We start from the raw sequence: 18,158 nt of genomic DNA on the forward strand, positions 1-18,158 counted from the left end.
ACGAATCCCGTATGTCCACCCAATTCACCGCAGTAGAAGCCACCAAATCTTCAAAACCAACAACCGGTACACTCAAAACACTGGCTGAATTGCTTCCATTTCTGCGTCCGTATCGACGTCAATTCTTATTAGCAGGGATCGCCCTTTTTATTGCTGCCGCTGCAACCCTCACTATCCCTTATGCATTTCGACAAATGATCGATCAGGGTTTTAGCAAAGTTGGCGAAGGTGGGGGTCATGGAATCGAGCATGTTAACCTTACATTTCTCGCCCTATTTGTGGTTGCTGTCGTTCTTGGTATCGCAACGGCCGCGCGTTTCTATATGGTCTCTTGGATTGGCGAAAGAGTCACTGCTGATATTCGCAATGCGGTTTATGCGCATGTTGTCACCCAAAGTCCTGAGTTCTTTGAGACCACTCAAACGGGTGAAGTTTTATCTCGACTGACAACAGATACAACTTTAATTCAATCCGTCGTGGGAACGAGTATTAGTTTGGCGTTACGAAACGTATTGTTGTTTGCAGGTGGACTGATCATGCTGTTCGTGACCAGCCCGATATTGTCGTCCATCATTATTGTTATGCTCATACTAGTGATTGTGCCGATTATTTTATTCGGGAGAAGAGTCAGAACATTGTCACGTGATTCGCAAGATCGAATCGCAGATGCATCCGCTCTTGCAGGAGAGATTCTGAATGCAATGCCCACTGTTCAAGCCTATACCCACGAACAAATTGAAGCGAATCGATTTTCGAGTTCCGTCGAACATGCTTTTCACACTGCGATGAGACGAATTCGTGCGCGCTCTCTACTGACAATGATGGCGATTTTGCTGGTCTTCGGCGCAATCGTATTTGTCTTATGGCTGGGGGCGCAGGCTGTCTTGCAAGGAGAAATGAGTGGTGGCAAACTTGGTCAATTTATTCTTTATGCTTCGATCGTTGCTGGAGCAATTGGTGCACTATCCGAAGTGCTGGGTGAGGCGCAACGGGCGGCTGGCGCAACCGAACGACTGTTGGAACTCATTGCAGTGCGATCACCGGTCAGTTCACCTGAACACCCATTGCACCTTCCAGTCCTTGATGTACACGGCGCAACGATTAGTTTCCAAGCGGTCGAATTTCATTACCCATCGCGCCCACAAACCGCCGCACTGGCGAATATTCACTTTCACGTCAATCCGGGAGAAACGATTGCCCTTGTCGGTGCATCAGGCGCTGGAAAAACTAGTCTGTTTCAACTACTCCTACGATTCTACGATCCGCAGCAAGGCGAGATTCTAATTGAGGGGGTTCCGATTCGCCAAATTAGCCTACATGCTTTGCGCGAAGTGATTGGGATCGTGCCACAAGACACTGTGATTTTTTCAGCAAATGCAATGGAGAATATTCGATATGGGCGCATCGACGCGAGTGATGAAGAAGTTATTCTTGCTGCGAAACAAGCAGCTGCACATGAATTTATCGAACGACTACCCGACGCCTATCACTCATTTTTAGGCGAACGTGGAGTGCGACTTTCAGGAGGTCAGAAACAACGCATCGCTATCGCTCGTGCGATCCTCAAAAATCCACGTCTTTTGCTACTTGATGAAGCTACCAGCGCGCTTGATGCTGAATCAGAGCGTCTGGTTCAACAAGCACTAGAGTCCGCGATGCAAGGACGAACCACAATGATTATTGCGCATCGACTCTCCACAGTTCAACGCGCAGATCGCATTATGGTATTAGAACAAGGAAAGATCATTGAGACTGGCACCCACAACGAGCTCATTAAGTTGGGTGGCACATATGCCCGTCTTGCATCCTTACAATTTAACCTGCACTAACATGAATGACATCGTTGCGTTCTTTTAGCGCGGAATCAACTCAACAAAATATTTTGAATGTACTCCGAACTCAAGTATTGGATTGGCAAAATAGTAGGACGTCATTTCTACGCATTCTGAAATGACGCCACTTTCCACGAAGAGTTCAACTTCCTACAAATCAATTACTTCTTGTAGACCAACTTACCAGCCTGCCAAGTTTCCAAAACTTGTGTCTTGAAGATATCTTTGGTTGGGATCTTAAAAATATCTTGATCGATCACGATAAAATCGGCCCATTTACCCTTTTCCAAACTACCTAAAGTTTTTTCTTGGTGAGCCGCGTACGCTGCATCTAGCGTGAAGCATTTAAACGCTTCTTGAACACGCATTGCTTGCTCAGGATACCAGCCTTTAATAGGCATTTGCTGATGATCCTGACGCGTTACAGCACTGTAAATACCCCAAAATGGATTAGGACTTTCGATTGGAAAATCGGAACCGCAAGGTATCGTTGAACCTTGATTTAAAAAAGTTCGCCATGCATACGCCCCCTGAATACGTTCCTTACCAACGCGATCTTCCGCCATATTCATATCAGAGGTCGCGTGTGTAGGTTGCATCGATGGAATAATATGAAACTTTGCAACCCGAGGAATATCACTCAACGCCAAAACTTGCGCATGTTCTATTCGATGCCGCAGGGACTTCGCAGAATATGCCTTTGGTAGCTGTCCCAATGCTTCAATGACTTGTCGATTCCCAGCATCACCGATCGCATGTACATTCACCTGATAGCCTTTTGTTGCAGCTTTGCGCACCATCGCCTGCATATCAGCATCCTTCGAGAATAAAAGCCCTTTGGTGTGTGGCGCATCTGAATAGGGTTCGAGAAGTGCAGCGCCACGACTGCCTAAGGCACCATCTGAGTACAATTTGACGGCACGTAGAGAATATAAATCGTCCTTCAAATTGAGTAAGGGCCCATCACGCGACACTCGATCAAAAAACTGATCAACACCACCAATCATTCCGTAAACACGTGTCGTAAGTTTTCCTTGTATTGCATACTCCCGAAAGAGACGGTCGGATTCGGCATCAACGCCTGCGTCATGGACACTCGTTAAACCAACACTACGTAATTGCTTTAATGCTGCATCCAAAGCGAGTCGTAATTCCACATCATTTTGTGGTGGAATTACTTTTTCCATCAAATCCATCGCCGCATCGACCAAAATACCAGTCGCTTTACCTTGACTATCTCGTTCTATTTTTCCGCCAACGGGATCAGCTGTCGAATCAAGAATTCCTGCGAGCTTCAATGCACGTGTATTCGCCCAGCCAGCATGGCCATCGACTCGCCGCAGCCAAACTGGGCGATCAGCGACAACGTTGTCGAGTTCCTGCGCGGTAGGAAAGCGCCCCAGCTTCCATATAGCCTGATTCCACTCCCCACCCAAAATCCATTGCTGCTGAGTCGCCTTCTCTGCATAAGCAGCAATTGCCGCTAGGGCTTCTGCCAAATTATTTGTACTACGCAGACTGAGCTGACTTTCCGCAGTACCGAGATTAAAAACATGCCCATGTGCGTCGATCAGTCCTGGTAGGACCGTCTTTCCACCTAGATCAACTTGGGCTACATTTGGATAACGCTTGAGTAGTACCGACTTCGCGCCCGTCATTTTTACTTTGCCATGATCGTCAACCAACATTGCATCAAACTTCTGCAGTTGATGTCTTCCATTGAGAGTGTATCCATTTGCGGCAACAAACAAGGTATCGGCCTGAACCCCACCCACGACAACACCGCTCAAGCATAGGCCCAAAAACATTTCTAATCGCTTATTTTTTTTCAGCATCAGTATCTCCATAATGTTCATTTATTTTAATTAAGCACAACAATACCCTGTCGGTTTTGCTCCTTATCCTAATGATACTCCAAACATGACTTACGCTATTCAAGCGAAGAAAGCATGACTTTTTCCCCACTAAATATTACTAAGCGGAAATTCTCTAGCAAATTCAATCAGAGTTATATTGCTCACAAAAAACTTCAGCGCAAATTCACCTTCACTTTATCAGATTCACTTGACCTTAAATTGGCCTGTTGCGTACACTTCGCTGTTACCCAATTTAGCATCGAATGCTTCGATATTTTGGAAATGATGAAACGATTCACATATAGTCTGAGCAGTGCAATCTTCGCATTTTTGATGCAAGATCCAATGACAGCACAAGCTCAAACCTCTGAGCAACTAAAGCTCAGCAAACGACTGAGCGATTCAGCATTAAAAACTTATCCTGAATTAATCGAGACTGTCGTTCCCGACCAAGTCGAAGAAGACATTTTGCATTTCACAGAATCGGATTTATGGAATCGGATTCGTCGCGGTTACGCCATCCCGAATCTAGATAATCATCTCGTCAATTACCAAACCAGTTGGTACAGCGCACGTCTCGACTATTTGATACGTATCATTCAACGCGGTTCCCGTTATTTGTATCACGTAGTTGATGCATTAGATAAACGCGGCATGCCAACGGATTTGGCATTGTTACCGTTTATCGAATCGGCATTTAATCCGCAGGCAATTTCCAGTGCGAAGGCTTCTGGCATCTGGCAATTTATGCCTGCTACAGGTCGCGATTTCAATTTAAAACAAAATATTTTCAAAGATGATCGCCGTGGCGTCTTAGATTCAACTGAAGCAGCACTCGACTATTTGCAACGGCTCTATAATATTTTTGGCGATTGGCAGTTAGCTTTGGCTGCATACAATTGGGGAGAAGGTTCCGTACAACGCGCCATCAAACGACAGCAAGCCCTTGGCTTGCCAATCGACTTTGACAGCCTGTCCGCCTTGATGCCCAACGAAACGAAAAACTACGTGCCAAAACTTCAGGCCGTCAAAAATATTATTGGGCACCCGGAACAATACAACTTGACCTTGCCACGCTTAGACAATGTTCCTTACTTCACAAGTGTAAAGAAAGACAAAGACATCGATGTCCATCTTGCAGCAAAATTGGCAGAGCTCCCTTTAAGTGAATTTAAAGCCTTAAATCCCCAATTCAACCGACCTGTTATCACTGGCGGCAATAACACGAGTATTTTGCTACCGATAGAAAAAGCCGATGTATTCGAAAACAATTTTTTAATGTGGAAGGGTCCATACTCTTCTTGGACAACTTTAAACGTCAATAAGACGGAGAAAGTCGAGAATCTCGCAACACGTTTCGGCTACAAACCAGACGTATTACGTGAAGTGAATGCGATACCCGCCAAAATGCTGGTGAAAGCGGGCTCAACTATCTTGGTTCCTAAAACGGCACGTTCTTCCGATGAAAATATTCCACAAAGTATCGCTGAACAAGCACAACTCAGTATCGCCAAAGCGGAACCGAGCACGCGTCAAATACATATCAAAGTTGGGAAGAAGGATAACTTAACGACGATCGCAAAAAAATATCAATTACAGATTGCGGATATCAAAGAATGGAACAAGCTACGTCGAGACCAAATAAATCCTGGGCAAAAACTTGTGCTTCACGTTCCTAAGGCAGGCTCTACAAAACTAACCAAGCGTCATGAGTCAAAAAAGAAAACATCTCGATTGGTAAAACATAATGAGAATGGTCGCTCTAAGAAAATAGTCGCTAGCAATACCAAGAAATCGCGAAAACAGAGTTAAGGTAGGCAAACTGCGGTAAAAATGTAACTGAAAGAAGTTGTTAATCGATCAGCAGTCAATTGTGGACGCAGAATTTCGTCCCAAAAGATAGTTCAAACAACCGCTGAAAAATGTCAGCGACGACCAGAAACCAAATCATTGATACACGTCGCAGTGTGAAGCCTTCGTAGGCACACACTCTAGGCTAAGAGAGCCATCAATTTCGTATTATTGTTCCGGATCGCCCTTCTGTTTCGTCACGGCTGACTTCCGAATCATTTGCCGAATGCTTTACCCAAATGAACAACGCAATGAAGTGATTTTTTTAGTCACAAAAAAAGGTAGCTTAATAAAGCTACCTTTTCTAAGAAGTTCAACGAATTTACTTTGCTTGATTCGCGTAAATCGTCCAAAACCGCGCTAAATCCGCAGAACCATCTTTACCTTGAACATTTTTAAATGCTTTTAGGCCAGCTGCTTTTTTACCAGCGAGCAAGTGCGCGACGCCGAGATGTAGGTTTGCATCATCAGGATGTTTTAAACTACCTTTTTTGATGCCTTGCTCCATCAAGCCAACACCTTTCTCGTATTCACCACCAGTCGCTAACGAGAAGCCCAGATTCACTAAGGCAGTACCATCAGCAGACTTCTGTGCGTCCGACTCAGTTGTTGCAAACGCTGCTTTAGCTTCAGCCACGCGTTTAGTCGCCAAGTCTTTTAAGCGTCCGTGACGAGCAGCTTCATTACCTGTGCCCAGGGCACCAGATTTATAACCTTGTTCAATGATCTTTAATGCCTCACCTGCGTTCCCATCCTGAATCGCCATTTGAGACATTTCCATAAAATCGCTAGTCTTCGAAATTTGCCCCACAGCCAATTTTAATCGGTACAAGTCCATCGTCAATCGAGAAGAAAAATCTGGCTTACGTTCCACACTATTCAGCAAATTTACCCAGTATTCTTTCTTACCGTAATGCATGACCAATTTTTCTAATGTCGCCAAGTAGCCAGCCTTATCTCCGCTCTTTTGCACCGCATATGCATAAGTTTCCAAAGTTGACTGGCTTGGGACACGTCCCGCTTTTTCGGCTGCCTGGATTTCCGCACGGGTTTCTTTCAAAGCACCTGCACTATCACCACTCATAGACTTCGCCTGAATCATATATTGGCGAGATGAACTATCAGTACCTCCTTCACTAAAATAACGTTCATACATCTTCGCTGCTTTAGCGTAGTTATTCGCTTTAAAGTATGAATTCGCCAGCACCTGAATCAATTGCAGTTGATCTTTGTTTGGTAATTTATTTGCCGCAACAATAATCTCGCCAGAACGAATCACAGCATCGTTATCTCCCGCCGCTGATGCTACCGACAAACGCATACGCTCAATCGTGAATGTTTCATTCACTGATTTATTTCCGATACGATCCGTCTCTTGCAATTTACCTAAAGCATCACGATATTTTTTTGCCTTATACAATTCGCCAGCTTGCTGTACCAGCTTACCAACTTCCGCGCGCATGGCTTCTTGTGCATAGGCTTGGTTGCCCGCAACACCAGTTAATTCAGGGACTGTCGCACAGCCAATTGCGGCGAGCAGAATAGCTAATTGTGATAAGCGTAGGTGCTTCATATTTGATCTCTCAATCAATAAAATCGATAAAATTAATAAACTTCGAGCCTAACAAACTACGGGTTACACCGTGGATACGGCAGATTATCATAGCCTGCGCAAAACTCACAATACAAAAAAAGGCAGGGAAATCCCTGCCCTCTTTCTTTTAACAATCGTTCAAATTATATGAACCAATTGAAGTGAATATTCTTACTTCAAAAATTGCTCGTTACCAATCATCCCAAGTTTCGTGATACCACGACTTTGGGCAGCAGCCATCACGGCAGCAACAGATTTATAAGAAACCAAACGATTTGGTTGCAAATGAATCTCAGGTTGAGGATTCGTTGCTGCAGCTGCAGACAATTTATCTTCTAACTGGGTACGACTTACAACTTCACCATTCCACGTCATCGTGCCATCAAAATCAACGTCAATCTTAACTACCACAGGCGGTTCCGGTGGAGGCTGATTTTGCGTATTTGTTGGCAAATTCAAATTGACAGCGTGATTGGCGATTGGCAATGTCGTAATAAACATAATAATCAACACCAACATGACGTCGATCATTGGTGTCATATTCATTTCCATCATTGGTTCTGGATCACCACCAGAACCGGAGCTCATATTCATGCCCATGCGATTCTCCTCTTAGCCTTTTGGTGGTGGTTCAAGTACGAAACCAACTTTTGCAATACCTGCACGTTGCACAGTCAAAATCGTTTTACCGATGGACTCATAGCGTGCGTTTTGATCGCCACGAATATGAACCTCTGGTTGCGGAACTTTCACTGCTTCTTTTGCCATCAAATCAAACAAAGCATCATCAGAGGCGACTGGAGTGCGGATCCCGCCCCAGTAAATATCACCATCTTTGCTTACCGTGATGATCACGTTCTTAGCATCAGGATGATAATCTTCGTTCTTCTCAGCTGGCAACTGAACTTTTGTCAAGTCTAAAACTACGGGTGATGTGATGATAAAGATAATCAACAAAACCAACATAATATCCACAAGTGGTGTGGTATTAATGGTGCTGTTGACTTGGTCTTCACCACCGTCACCGCCGATTTGCATTCCCATAATATTTTCTCTTTAGTGAACTCTTTTGCATCGATTCGAACAATCTACTAAAACCGCTCGGTGCAAAAGAGTTATCGTAATAAAAACAACTTACTTCTTATTACTCAGATTACTTATTTGAGTTAGCTTTGTTCATTGCACCAGACAAAACTACAGAGTGCAAATCAGCGCCGAATGCGTTGATGTCTTCCATTGCAGACTTGTTACGACGCAACAAGTAGTTGTAGCCCAATACTGCTGGAACCGCAACACCCAAACCAATTGCAGTCATGATCAAAGCAGAACCAACTGGACCCGCGACTTTATCGATAGAAGAGTTACCTGTAGAACCAATCGCTACCAAAGCGTGGTAAATACCCATAACTGTACCGAACAAACCGATAAATGGTGCTGTAGAACCTACAGTTGCCAAGAATGTCAAACCTTCACCCAAACGGCTTTGTACTTTATCAACAGAACGTTGGATAGACATTGTTACCCAAGAGTTCAGGTCGATTTGTTCCAACAACGCACCTTCGTGGTGTTCACTTGCACTCAAGCCAGAATCAGCGATGAAACGGTATGGGCTACCTTCTTTCAACACTGACAAACCTGCAGCAACGTTTGCCGCTTTCCAAAACTTGCGTGCTTCTTTTGCTTGGTTGCTCAATTTAGCTAAGTCAATGATCTTAGTGATCAAAATGTACCAACTAAACATAGACATGATCAACATGATTGCCAATGTTGCTTGGTCAACCAAAGTACCGTGTTTAATCAAGTGAGCCAAACTATATTGATCCACAACTTCAGGAGCTTCACCAGCTGGAACAGAAGCATCAGGAGCAGCTGCTGCAGGCGCAGTCGCTTCCGCAGATGCTGGTGCAGCTGCAGCTGCTTCAGTCGTTGCAGCAGACGCGGATGCTTCTTGAGCGAATACAGGTGCGGTTGTCATTGTAGCTGTCAATGCAAACAAAATTGCCGCCAGGAATGTGCTTACTTTAGCGCGGGTTTTCATGTAGATACTTCCTTTAAAAAAAATTTAATACTTACGTTGGTTGTGAGTAAAACGATACTTTTTTTGTGACTCTTGTTACATGTTGGCTCTGTTTTAATCAAGCTTCCAAACGTATTCAACTTGAGTCGTGGTAGCCTGCGGCTTGCCGTCCACTGTTCCAGGTTTATTTTTGCACGACCCAGACAACAATTGGGCACGCACTGCATTATCTAGACCCCTGAATCCACTAGATTTTGCGATTGCTACATCGGTGACTGAACCATCTGCACCAATTGTAACTGTCAACCTTGTTACACCGGTTTCTTCATTGCGCAACGAAGCACGTGGGTACTCTGGTGTGCAACCTGCCTGTTGAAAGTCAACACGGCCAGGAACGATTACCGGACCAGCTGCTGCTTTTGGCGCTTCAGCTACTGGTGCAGCTGACTTTGTCATCACATTGCTATCTGGTTTTACATTAGAAACAGCCGAAATAGCGTTTGGCGAAGGAGTCTGCTGCGCAACCTGAACCTCTGGTGGAGGAATAAATGGTGGCGGCGGCGTCATCAATTTTGGTGGCGGCGGCGGTGGCGTATCTGGCGGTGGTGGTGGTGGCGGCGGCGTCTCCTTCACCACAGCTTCCATCGGCTTTTGAATAAACTTAGCGATCTTACTACCTAAGCCGTTCATTAAAGCCCAGCCTAATATAATGTGAAAAACAATTACCAAACCTAAACCAAAAAATTTCTTTCCCGGTTCCTGTTGGCGTCCTGAAAAATCCATACCTACTCCTCCAATACCACAACAATTTCAATTAGGTTCAAACGCGCGAAACCTTTGCTTACGATAGTTTCAATCGCTCATCTTGAAAATGAACGAATCATACTTATCTCTACAACCTGCAATTCGCTCGTCAACAAGTTGCATCGACTTACCGTTTGCGCCCCCATATTCGCATGAAAGTAGAAACCACGGTTTCTTCGACTCACGCAAATATTACTATTCACTTACAAATCGTTTAGTTACTTTAGTTACTTCAGTCAACACTTGCCCTACCAGACCTACGTTCACTGAACTCAAATCATATCTTGAAAAGATATGCCGAAAATTGAAGCGGCTGTTTTGTCTTTCTTATTCACCAAGAATTGACAAATAACTTTCAACAAAACATTGTTTTTTTTAAATCTTCGCGAAAAACAGCGCTTATTTTGACACAATTAAAGCAATCAATGGAAGTCGCTTCTATGCTGCTCCGCAACATTAATTTACCACGAGGCAAGCTTTGAAGTTTCCGATATCTATTTAATCATAATTCAATCAAAAATGACTAAAATGACTAAAAAAATACACGGTTACCGATTGCTTTGAACTTTCCAAAAGAAAATATTATCTTCAATATATTAAGTTCTTTTCTTGCGGCAACGATTCTAATGGGAAATATCAAACCTGTGTCAAGTAAGCGTAGAAAAGTCTTGCAAAATCGAAGAAAATTCGCGCATTTCTACAACAGTGCTTGCTTTTTTTACGCTAAGATTGCCGAGCTGTGCATGATGAACTATATTTTTTTACAAATTCATGACAATTCTGAGCGCATCTGTTTAAGTCAAACACGAAGTTTTATATTTGCCCTATCGAGTCCGAACCACTACAATTCCGACCTATCAGTAAATTCTGAGGCAACATTTCCCCTCTACTCGTAAAGTATTGTCGAATCAAATGGTATTCGCAATTAGGGAAATGAAAAATATCGTGTCAAACGATCCTATTCAATTGACACGCTGGCTGCGGAACGAACATTTAAAACTATTTTGCGTGGGACATCATTAATAAGTCGAGCGCCCCACAATTACACTTGGAGTTGATATGGCATTTTTGCAAGGCAAGAGAATACTCATTACTGGTTTACTGTCCAACCGCTCAATTGCATACGGTATCGCACAAGCCTGTCATCGCGAGGGGGCAGAACTTGCCTTCACCTACGTTGGCGAACGCTTCAAGGATCGTATTACTGAGTTCGCCAAAGAATTCAACAGCGATCTCGTATTCGATTGCGACGTGAGCAGCGATGAACAAATCGCAGCGGTCTTTAGCGATCTCTCGAAAACTTGGGAAAAATTAGACGGCGTTGTTCATGCAATCGGATTTGCACCGCGTGAAGCAATCGCCGGAGACTTCTTAGATGGTTTCTCACGTGAAGCTTTCCGTATTGCCCATGATATTTCCGCGTACAGCTTCCCTGCACTTGCTAAAGCCGCACTTCCAATGATGAATGAAAATTCGTCGTTCTTGACTCTGTCTTATTTAGGCGCAATCCGTGCTATTCCTTATTACAATACAATGGGACTTGCTAAAGCCTCACTTGAGGCGAGCGTCCGATATCTTGCAGAGAATTTAGGCAAAAAGGGAATTCGTGTAAATGGCATTTCCGCAGGCCCAATCAAGACTTTGGCTGCAAGTGGCATCAAAGATTTCAGCACCTTGCTTGGTTTCGTTGCCGAGCACGCGCCATTGCGCCGTAATGTCACCATTGAAGAAGTAGGCAATACCGCTGCTTTCCTGCTTTCAAACTTGGCAAGCGGAATTACTGGTGAAATCACATACGTCGACGGCGGTTTTTCGCATGTAATGGGACTGACACCTGATTAATGTCATTTCTTCTGTTTAAAACAAGTTAGGAGCTTCAGCAGTGCTTTGAAGCTCCAACGAGCAAGCTCAATTCTGTATGCAAAAATCGTGGATTCCTTTTCAAGAGGCTTGCATAAAAAAGATCAAGCGTAACTCACCGTCCTAAAGAACAAAGATTCCTGAATACGCGCATTAGCTTTTCAAATGCAATCAAATCTTTTTGATGCGTTATTAATCAATTTAATGTATAGTCTCGTTTTTGCACTGCAATATAAATTAAATTGCAGTCTTTGTAGTAGGTAGCAACATCGCCCTTGCAAATCAAATAAAGATATTGCAATGTAAAGCCCTCCCGCCCTGTATGTCTGGTTTCACACATAGACATCGTCCCGGCGCAAAGCTTTTGTGCCGAAATTTCAACGTATTCCTAATTTGTACCAAATTTTGGTACGGGTTTTCTTTGTTCATTTCGATTGGTTGACGCTGCTTTTTTTGCGCGCTCGGTGTTTGCCGTGCGCGGATTCATAACGAAAGAAGAACACAATGACTTTTGAAACACTTGGCCTCCACACCTCCATCCTTCGAGCAATCGCTGATGCCGGTTACACAACGCCAACCGCAGTGCAACAGCAAGCAGTACCAGCTGCGATCGCTGGTCGTGACCTGTTGGTGTCCTCGCAAACTGGCTCTGGCAAAACTGCCGCATTCATGTTGCCTGCTTTGCATAAATTTGCAGCGGCAGCAGATGTCATGACGCCTGCTAGCGGCAAAACGCCAAATCAAGAACGTCAAGCTGCTCGCTCACGCGGCGAACGTCCACGCTTTCAAGCTGCAAAACCAAAAATGTTGGTACTGACGCCAACTCGTGAATTGGCTTTGCAAGTAACAACAGCAACCGATAAATACAGTGCGTATTCACGTCGCGTAAAGGCAGTGTCAATTTTGGGTGGTATGCCTTACCCAAAACAAATGCAATTATTGTCACGCAATCCAGAAATTTTAGTGGCTACGCCAGGCCGTTTAATTGATCACATGGAATCGGGCAAAATTGATTTCTCTGAATTAGAAATTTTGGTATTAGACGAAGCGGATCGCATGCTCGATATGGGCTTTATCGAAGACATCGAAAAGATCGTTGCAGCGACTCCAGAAAGCCGTCAAACCATGTTGTTCTCTGCAACATTAGATGGCGTAGTCGGTAGTATGGCGCGTCGCATCACTAAAGATCCATTAGTTATTCAAATTGCAGGCTCTTCCACTAAACACGAAAACATTCAACAAAAGGTTCACTTCGTTGATGACTTGTCACACAAGAACCGTTTGTTAGACCATTTATTGCGTGATGAATCTTTGGATCAAGCCGTCGTATTTACCGCAACAAAACGCGACGCAGATACAATCGCTGATCGTTTAAATATCGCAGGTTTCGCAGCCGCTGCTTTGCACGGTGATATGCATCAAGGCGCACGTAATCGCACCTTAGATTCACTGCGTCGTGGTCAAGTTCGTGTTTTGGTCGCAACCGATGTGGCAGCACGCGGAATTGACGTTCCTGGCATCACGCATGTATTTAATTATGATTTGCCTAAGTTCCCAGAAGATTATGTACACCGTATCGGTCGTACAGGTCGTGCTGGTCGTAAAGGCTTGGCAGTCTCTTTGGTGAATCATGCGGAAGGCATCAACGTCAAACGTATCGAACGTTTTACCAAGCAATTAATTCCTGTCGATGTTATTGAAGGTTTTGAACCAAAGAAAAGCGCAATGGCTGCACGATCACCAGCACGTAAGCCAAGTGGCTGGAAACCAGGCGACAAGCGTTCAACAGGTAATAATTTTGGCAATAGCAAACCAGGTCAACGCAGCTTCTCCAAACCGAATGCAGCGCCACGTAGTGAAGGCGGCGGATTTGGTGGCGGTGCGAAATCGCGATTTGGCGACGCAAGCCGTCGTTCGTTTAGCGATCGTTAATCAAATTGATGATTGACTAGTCGGAAAACAAAAGCGATCTCATTGAGGTCGCTTTTTTTATGCACTTCACATCATCCATTGTTTTTTCGACTTTGCGCTAGCTCTCCCCTATAATTCCTATTCCATTCCTTCGACCTTTCATCATTTTTTAGAATGCTATGAGTACAGCACCGATACGTCTCACTTCCTTTTCTCATGGCGGCGGTTGTGGCTGCAAAATTGCGCCGGGTGTATTGGCGGAGATTCTCAAAAAATCGGGTGGATTCCCAATTCCGGAAGCGCTCATGGTTGGTATAGAAACATCCGACGATGCTGCCGTTTATCGCCTGAATGATGAACAAGCCTTGATTGCAACGACCGATTTTTTCATGCCGATTGTTGACGATCCTTTTGATTTTGGCCGAATTGCCGCAACGAATGCCATCTCCGACGTGTATGCGATGGGTGGCACACCGATTATGGCCTTAGCTCTGGTTGGCATGCCTATCAATCAAATTCCGCTAGAAGTGATTGGTAAGATCATTGAAGGCGGTGAAAGCATTTGTCGTGAAGCGGGAATCCCTATCGCAGGCGGCCATAGCATCGATTCTGTTGAGCCAATTTATGGTCTAGTAGTGATGGGATTAATTCATCCATCTAAGGTCAAACGCAATTCAGCAGCGCAAGTTGGTGACAAAATCATTTTAGGCAAGCCCTTAGGTGTTGGGGTACTTTCCGCTGCACTCAAAAAACAAAAATTAGATGAGGCGGGCTATACCAACATGCTTGAAAATACAACTAAGCTAAATAAGCCTGGTCAAGCATTATCAGAATTAGATGGAGTCCATGCCATGACCGATGTCACAGGCTTTGGTCTTCTCGGGCATCTGCTGGAAATTTGCCGTGGTGCCCAAGTGAGTGCCAAGCTCAACCTTGCTAACATCCCTTTTTTACCGCAAGTACAAGCATTAGCAAGCGCTGGATGCATTACTGGCGCCTCAGCTCGCAACTTTGCTGCCTATGGGCACGAAGTCATTCTTAATCAAACCGACGCGATTACTCAAGCCCTACTCTGTGATCCACAAACGTCCGGCGGCTTACTCGTTGCCTGCGCTCCCGATTCTGTAGAGCAGGTTCTAGAATTATTTCATAAAAATAATTTTAAAGACGCGGCAGTGATTGGCGATATCCTCGCCGGCCCAGCGCAAATTCAGGTCAGTTAATACGCTCTATCTACTCCACTTACATTCTCACATTAGCCATCATGAATCAACTTGAACAGCTCAAACAATACACAACCGTTGTCGCCGATACAGGTGACTTTCAATCGATGCAAGCCTATACACCGCGCGATGCAACGACCAATCCCTCTTTGATTTTAAAAGCGGTTCAAAAAGCCGAATATCAGCCCTTGTTAGCGGAAGTTATCGCCCGTAATGCAGGCAAATCAAGCGATGAGATTATTGATCAACTCCTCATCAGTTTTGGCTTGAAAATATTGGAAATTGTTCCGGGTCGTGTCTCGACGGAAACGGATGCCAGACTGTCATTTGATACCGAGGCAACTGTCGCTAAAGGCCGTCAATTAATTGCCTTATACGAAGCCGCTGGGATTCCGCGCGAACGTGTCTTGATCAAGATTGCTTCGACGTGGGAAGGTATACGCGCCGCAGAGATTCTGGAGAAGGAAGGCATACGTTGCAATATGACTTTATTGTTTTGTTTGGCACAGGCTGCGGCTTGTGCTGAAGCGGGTGCGCAATTAATTTCTCCATTTGTAGGACGCATTTACGACTGGTTCAAAAAGCAAACTGGCCAAGAAATTTATGGCGCGGATGATCCTGGTGTTTTATCCGTTAAACGAATCTTCAACTACTATCGAAAATTCGGCTATCGCACAGAAATTATGGGCGCAAGTTTTCGCAATACCTCACAAATTTTAGAACTTGCCGGTTGTGACTTATTAACGATCAGTCCAGATTTATTGCAAAAACTCAATGACTCAGAGACAACCGTGTCCCAAAAACTCAATCCTGAAAGTGCGCAATCCGCTGAAATGGAAAAATTAGATATCAGTGAAAAAACCTTCCGTTTTATGCTCAACGAAGATGCGATGGCGACAGAAAAGCTAGCAGAAGGAATTCGTTTATTTTGTGCTGATACGATAAAACTAGAAAGTATGATCGCCAGTATGCGCTAATCGCTTGTAGTAAGACTGAGCGTAGAGTATTGAACACTATGAGTACGAAGCACAACTCGTTAGGACGGGCTGAGTCGCACATATTTCCATCTACAAGGCTATAAGAAAAGCCGCATTGACAATCAATGCGGCCTCTATCAAGTCAAAGTACTGATTCAACACCACGATTTGCTAATTGATCCGCACGTTCGTTGCCGGCGTCACCAGCATGTCCACGCACCCAGATCCATTCGATTTTATGTACGCTGCGCGCCGCATCTAGCTGTTGCCACAAATCGACGTTTTTGACTGGAGATTTAGATGCCGTTTTCCAAGCTTTCGCTTTCCAACCATCTATCCATTCTGTGATTCCCTTGAGCACATATTGACTATCCGTGTGCAAGGCAATTTCGCATGGGCGTTTTAATGCGCCGAGCGCCTGAATAACCGCCATCAGTTCCATACGATTATTTGTAGTCTCGCGTTCACCACCAAACAATTCTTTCTCACGATGCCCGGCAATCAGTAAAGCACCCCAGCCGCCGACACCAGGATTGCCCTTGCACGCGCCATCGGTGTAAATCTTAATTTTGTCCATGTTTTTTTATCTTGTTCGCGACGGGTACGACGTTCGCTTGAGGTACACGTTTATGTTTCAGCGCAGGTCCGACTAAATGCATGCCTCGAACACGCTTGATCGCCTCTATCATATAAACCGCGCCAAACCGAGGCCACCAACGATGCCCTAGGTTTTCCATTAATGTGGAGTTTTCTAGCCATTGCGTATTTTCAACTGGTAGCGCATAGCAACCAAAACGCGTTTGACTCACTTCCATACTTAACAATTTCAACCAGTCTTTTAAACGATGCGCACTGATGAATTCGCCCTCTTTGGGCAAAAACGCGCTGCGTGTAATTCGCCCTGCCATTTGTCGCATACCCCACAAGCTGGCGCGATTCAAGCCGCTGATAATCACTCTACCTTCGGGAATCAATATCCTATCTACCTCACGCAAAATTTGATGAGGCTCCTCAGCAAATTCCAGTACATGCGGGAGTATGATTAAATCAATACTTTGCGATTCAAACGGCAATTCAGCAAAATCGTGTACCAACACAACTTGTTGACGTAAGCTTGCATTCATCAGTGGCACCTGATGCGCTGTCTGCCATTGGTGTGGCATTCGGCTCGCGGTTAACGCTGGCAACTGCGGCAATCCAATTTGCAATGCGTGAAACCCGAAAATATCGGCCGTCAATAAATCAAATTGTGCCTGCTCCCACGCACAGATATAACTTCCAGCGGGCTGCAGGAGCCAATCACCTAAGTCTATAATGGCGGCTTGCGTAGAATTTGATGCGTTCACTTCATTCACTTCACAAAAATCAGGGCAATTTCACTATGAATAATCCGACCAACGAGCAAGCGCTAAGTATATTGACTGTACCCGCATTTGACGACAACTATCTTTGGTTAGTACACAATGGTCAGAACGCCATCGTCGTCGATCCAGGTGATGCGACCGCTATTTTACAGGCTCTGAGTCAACAAGGTTTACGCTTGAGCGCCATCTTGCTGACACATCATCATAGTGACCATACAGGAGGAGTAGCGGAGTTATTGACACATTATCCGATTCCCGTGTTTGGTCCAGCGCATGATGGTATTGCGGCAGTCACCCAACCATTGGATGAAGGCGACAAAATTACAATTGACGCGCTGAATCTAGATTTTCAAGTTATCGCTGTGCCGGGACATACTTTTGGCCATATTGCGTATTATTCTGAAAACTTAGCGTCTGTCTTTTGTGGAGATACCTTATTTGCGGGCGGCTGCGGCCGGCTGTTTGAAGGCAGTCCAGCACAAATGCTAGACTCGCTCGATCGCTTAGCTAAATTGCCGGGACAAACCTCCGTGTATTGCGCGCATGAATACACTTTGTCGAATTTAAAATTTGCGTTGGAAGTGGAGCCTGACAATCTAGCTCTCCAAGCTCGCATGTTACGTGAACAAGAAAAACGCGCAGAAAACATTCCAACAGTACCGAGCACAATAGATCTTGAAGTACAGACTAATCCGTTCTTACGTAGCCGTGTGAAAGCAATCACATCGCGTCTGGTCGATATGGGAAAAGTCGCGGCACAGCAGGACGATGCGGCCAATTTTGCCGCGCTACGTGAGTGGAAAAATAATTTCCGTTGATTAAGGGCCTATTCCAACGCATAACTCTGCGTTATTTTTATTTCACTCCAA

15 protein-coding genes are annotated in these 18,158 nt (G+C 44.8%); 7 read left to right on the forward strand and 8 right to left on the reverse strand.

Going from position 1 to position 18,158, the window contains the following annotated elements; genetic code table 11:
* Positions 1 to 11: 11 nt before the first annotated feature.
* Positions 12 to 1,829, forward strand: coding sequence for an ABC transporter transmembrane domain-containing protein (locus KDM90_RS04570; protein ID WP_212674363.1), 1,818 nt, complete (start codon positions 12 to 14; stop codon positions 1,827 to 1,829).
* A gap of 164 nt (positions 1,830 to 1,993) precedes the next feature.
* Here KDM90_RS04570 and KDM90_RS04575 read toward each other — a convergent pair whose 3' ends face one another.
* Complete coding sequence (locus tag KDM90_RS04575) at positions 1,994 to 3,667, reverse strand: amidohydrolase (protein WP_230409582.1); 1,674 nt, start codon at positions 3,665 to 3,667, stop codon at positions 1,994 to 1,996.
* 366 nt (positions 3,668 to 4,033) lie between these two features.
* On the opposite strand from KDM90_RS04575, the gene KDM90_RS04580 reads away from it, so the two are divergent.
* Positions 4,034 to 5,500, forward strand: coding sequence for a transglycosylase SLT domain-containing protein (locus KDM90_RS04580; RefSeq protein WP_230409583.1), 1,467 nt, complete (start codon positions 4,034 to 4,036; stop codon positions 5,498 to 5,500).
* A gap of 361 nt (positions 5,501 to 5,861) precedes the next feature.
* On the opposite strand, the gene KDM90_RS04585 is transcribed toward KDM90_RS04580, so the two are convergent.
* From KDM90_RS04585 to KDM90_RS04605, 5 genes are all read right to left on the reverse strand, one after another.
* Positions 5,862 to 7,112, reverse strand: coding sequence for a tetratricopeptide repeat protein (locus tag KDM90_RS04585; RefSeq protein WP_212674364.1), 1,251 nt, complete (start codon positions 7,110 to 7,112; stop codon positions 5,862 to 5,864).
* A gap of 192 nt (positions 7,113 to 7,304) precedes the next feature.
* Positions 7,305 to 7,733, reverse strand: a complete 429-nt coding sequence (locus tag KDM90_RS04590) for an ExbD/TolR family protein (protein WP_212674365.1) — start codon at positions 7,731 to 7,733, stop codon at positions 7,305 to 7,307.
* A gap of 12 nt (positions 7,734 to 7,745) precedes the next feature.
* Positions 7,746 to 8,177 (reverse strand): ExbD/TolR family protein, encoded by a 432-nt coding sequence (locus KDM90_RS04595; protein ID WP_212674366.1) that lies wholly within the window; start codon positions 8,175 to 8,177, stop codon positions 7,746 to 7,748.
* A gap of 109 nt (positions 8,178 to 8,286) precedes the next feature.
* Positions 8,287 to 9,171 (reverse strand): MotA/TolQ/ExbB proton channel family protein, encoded by an 885-nt coding sequence (locus KDM90_RS04600; RefSeq protein WP_212674367.1) that lies wholly within the window; start codon positions 9,169 to 9,171, stop codon positions 8,287 to 8,289.
* Between the two features lie 93 nt (positions 9,172 to 9,264).
* Positions 9,265 to 9,933, reverse strand: coding sequence for an energy transducer TonB (locus KDM90_RS04605; RefSeq protein ID WP_212674368.1), 669 nt, complete (start codon positions 9,931 to 9,933; stop codon positions 9,265 to 9,267).
* Positions 9,934 to 11,013: 1,080 nt separating this feature from the next.
* Between KDM90_RS04605 and fabI the strand changes: the two genes are divergently transcribed.
* The 4 genes from fabI (at position 11,014) to tal (ending at position 15,925) form a co-directional block, all read left to right on the forward strand.
* Positions 11,014 to 11,796 (forward strand): enoyl-ACP reductase FabI, encoded by a 783-nt coding sequence (gene fabI, locus KDM90_RS04610; protein WP_212674369.1) that lies wholly within the window; start codon positions 11,014 to 11,016, stop codon positions 11,794 to 11,796.
* A 522-nt stretch (positions 11,797 to 12,318) separates the two neighbouring features.
* Complete coding sequence (locus KDM90_RS04615; protein WP_212674370.1) at positions 12,319 to 13,746, forward strand: DEAD/DEAH box helicase; 1,428 nt, start codon at positions 12,319 to 12,321, stop codon at positions 13,744 to 13,746.
* A gap of 158 nt (positions 13,747 to 13,904) precedes the next feature.
* Positions 13,905 to 14,948, forward strand: coding sequence for a selenide, water dikinase SelD (selD, locus tag KDM90_RS04620; RefSeq protein WP_212674371.1), 1,044 nt, complete (start codon positions 13,905 to 13,907; stop codon positions 14,946 to 14,948).
* Between the two features lie 41 nt (positions 14,949 to 14,989).
* On the forward strand, positions 14,990 to 15,925 hold the full coding sequence (gene tal / locus KDM90_RS04625) for a transaldolase (RefSeq protein ID WP_212674372.1): 936 nt from the start codon (positions 14,990 to 14,992) through the stop codon (positions 15,923 to 15,925).
* Positions 15,926 to 16,067: 142 nt separating this feature from the next.
* Here the strand turns inward: tal and rnhA are convergent, their stop codons facing one another.
* Both rnhA and KDM90_RS04635 read right to left on the reverse strand, forming a co-directional pair.
* Positions 16,068 to 16,502 (reverse strand): ribonuclease HI, encoded by a 435-nt coding sequence (gene rnhA, locus KDM90_RS04630; RefSeq protein WP_212674373.1) that lies wholly within the window; start codon positions 16,500 to 16,502, stop codon positions 16,068 to 16,070.
* On the reverse strand, positions 16,489 to 17,271 hold the full coding sequence (locus tag KDM90_RS04635; protein ID WP_212674374.1) for a class I SAM-dependent methyltransferase: 783 nt from the start codon (positions 17,269 to 17,271) through the stop codon (positions 16,489 to 16,491). Before KDM90_RS04635 ends, rnhA begins: the two co-directional genes overlap by 14 nt.
* 35 nt (positions 17,272 to 17,306) lie before the next feature.
* Here KDM90_RS04635 and gloB point away from each other — a divergent pair, with 35 nt between their 5' ends.
* Complete coding sequence (gene gloB / locus KDM90_RS04640; protein ID WP_212674375.1) at positions 17,307 to 18,107, forward strand: hydroxyacylglutathione hydrolase; 801 nt, start codon at positions 17,307 to 17,309, stop codon at positions 18,105 to 18,107.
* Positions 18,108 to 18,158 lie beyond the last annotated feature (51 nt).

It is taken from the genome of Affinundibacterium fentianense (assembly GCF_018139545.1).
Lineage (GTDB): Bacteria > Pseudomonadota > Gammaproteobacteria > Burkholderiales > Burkholderiaceae_D > Undibacterium > Undibacterium fentianense.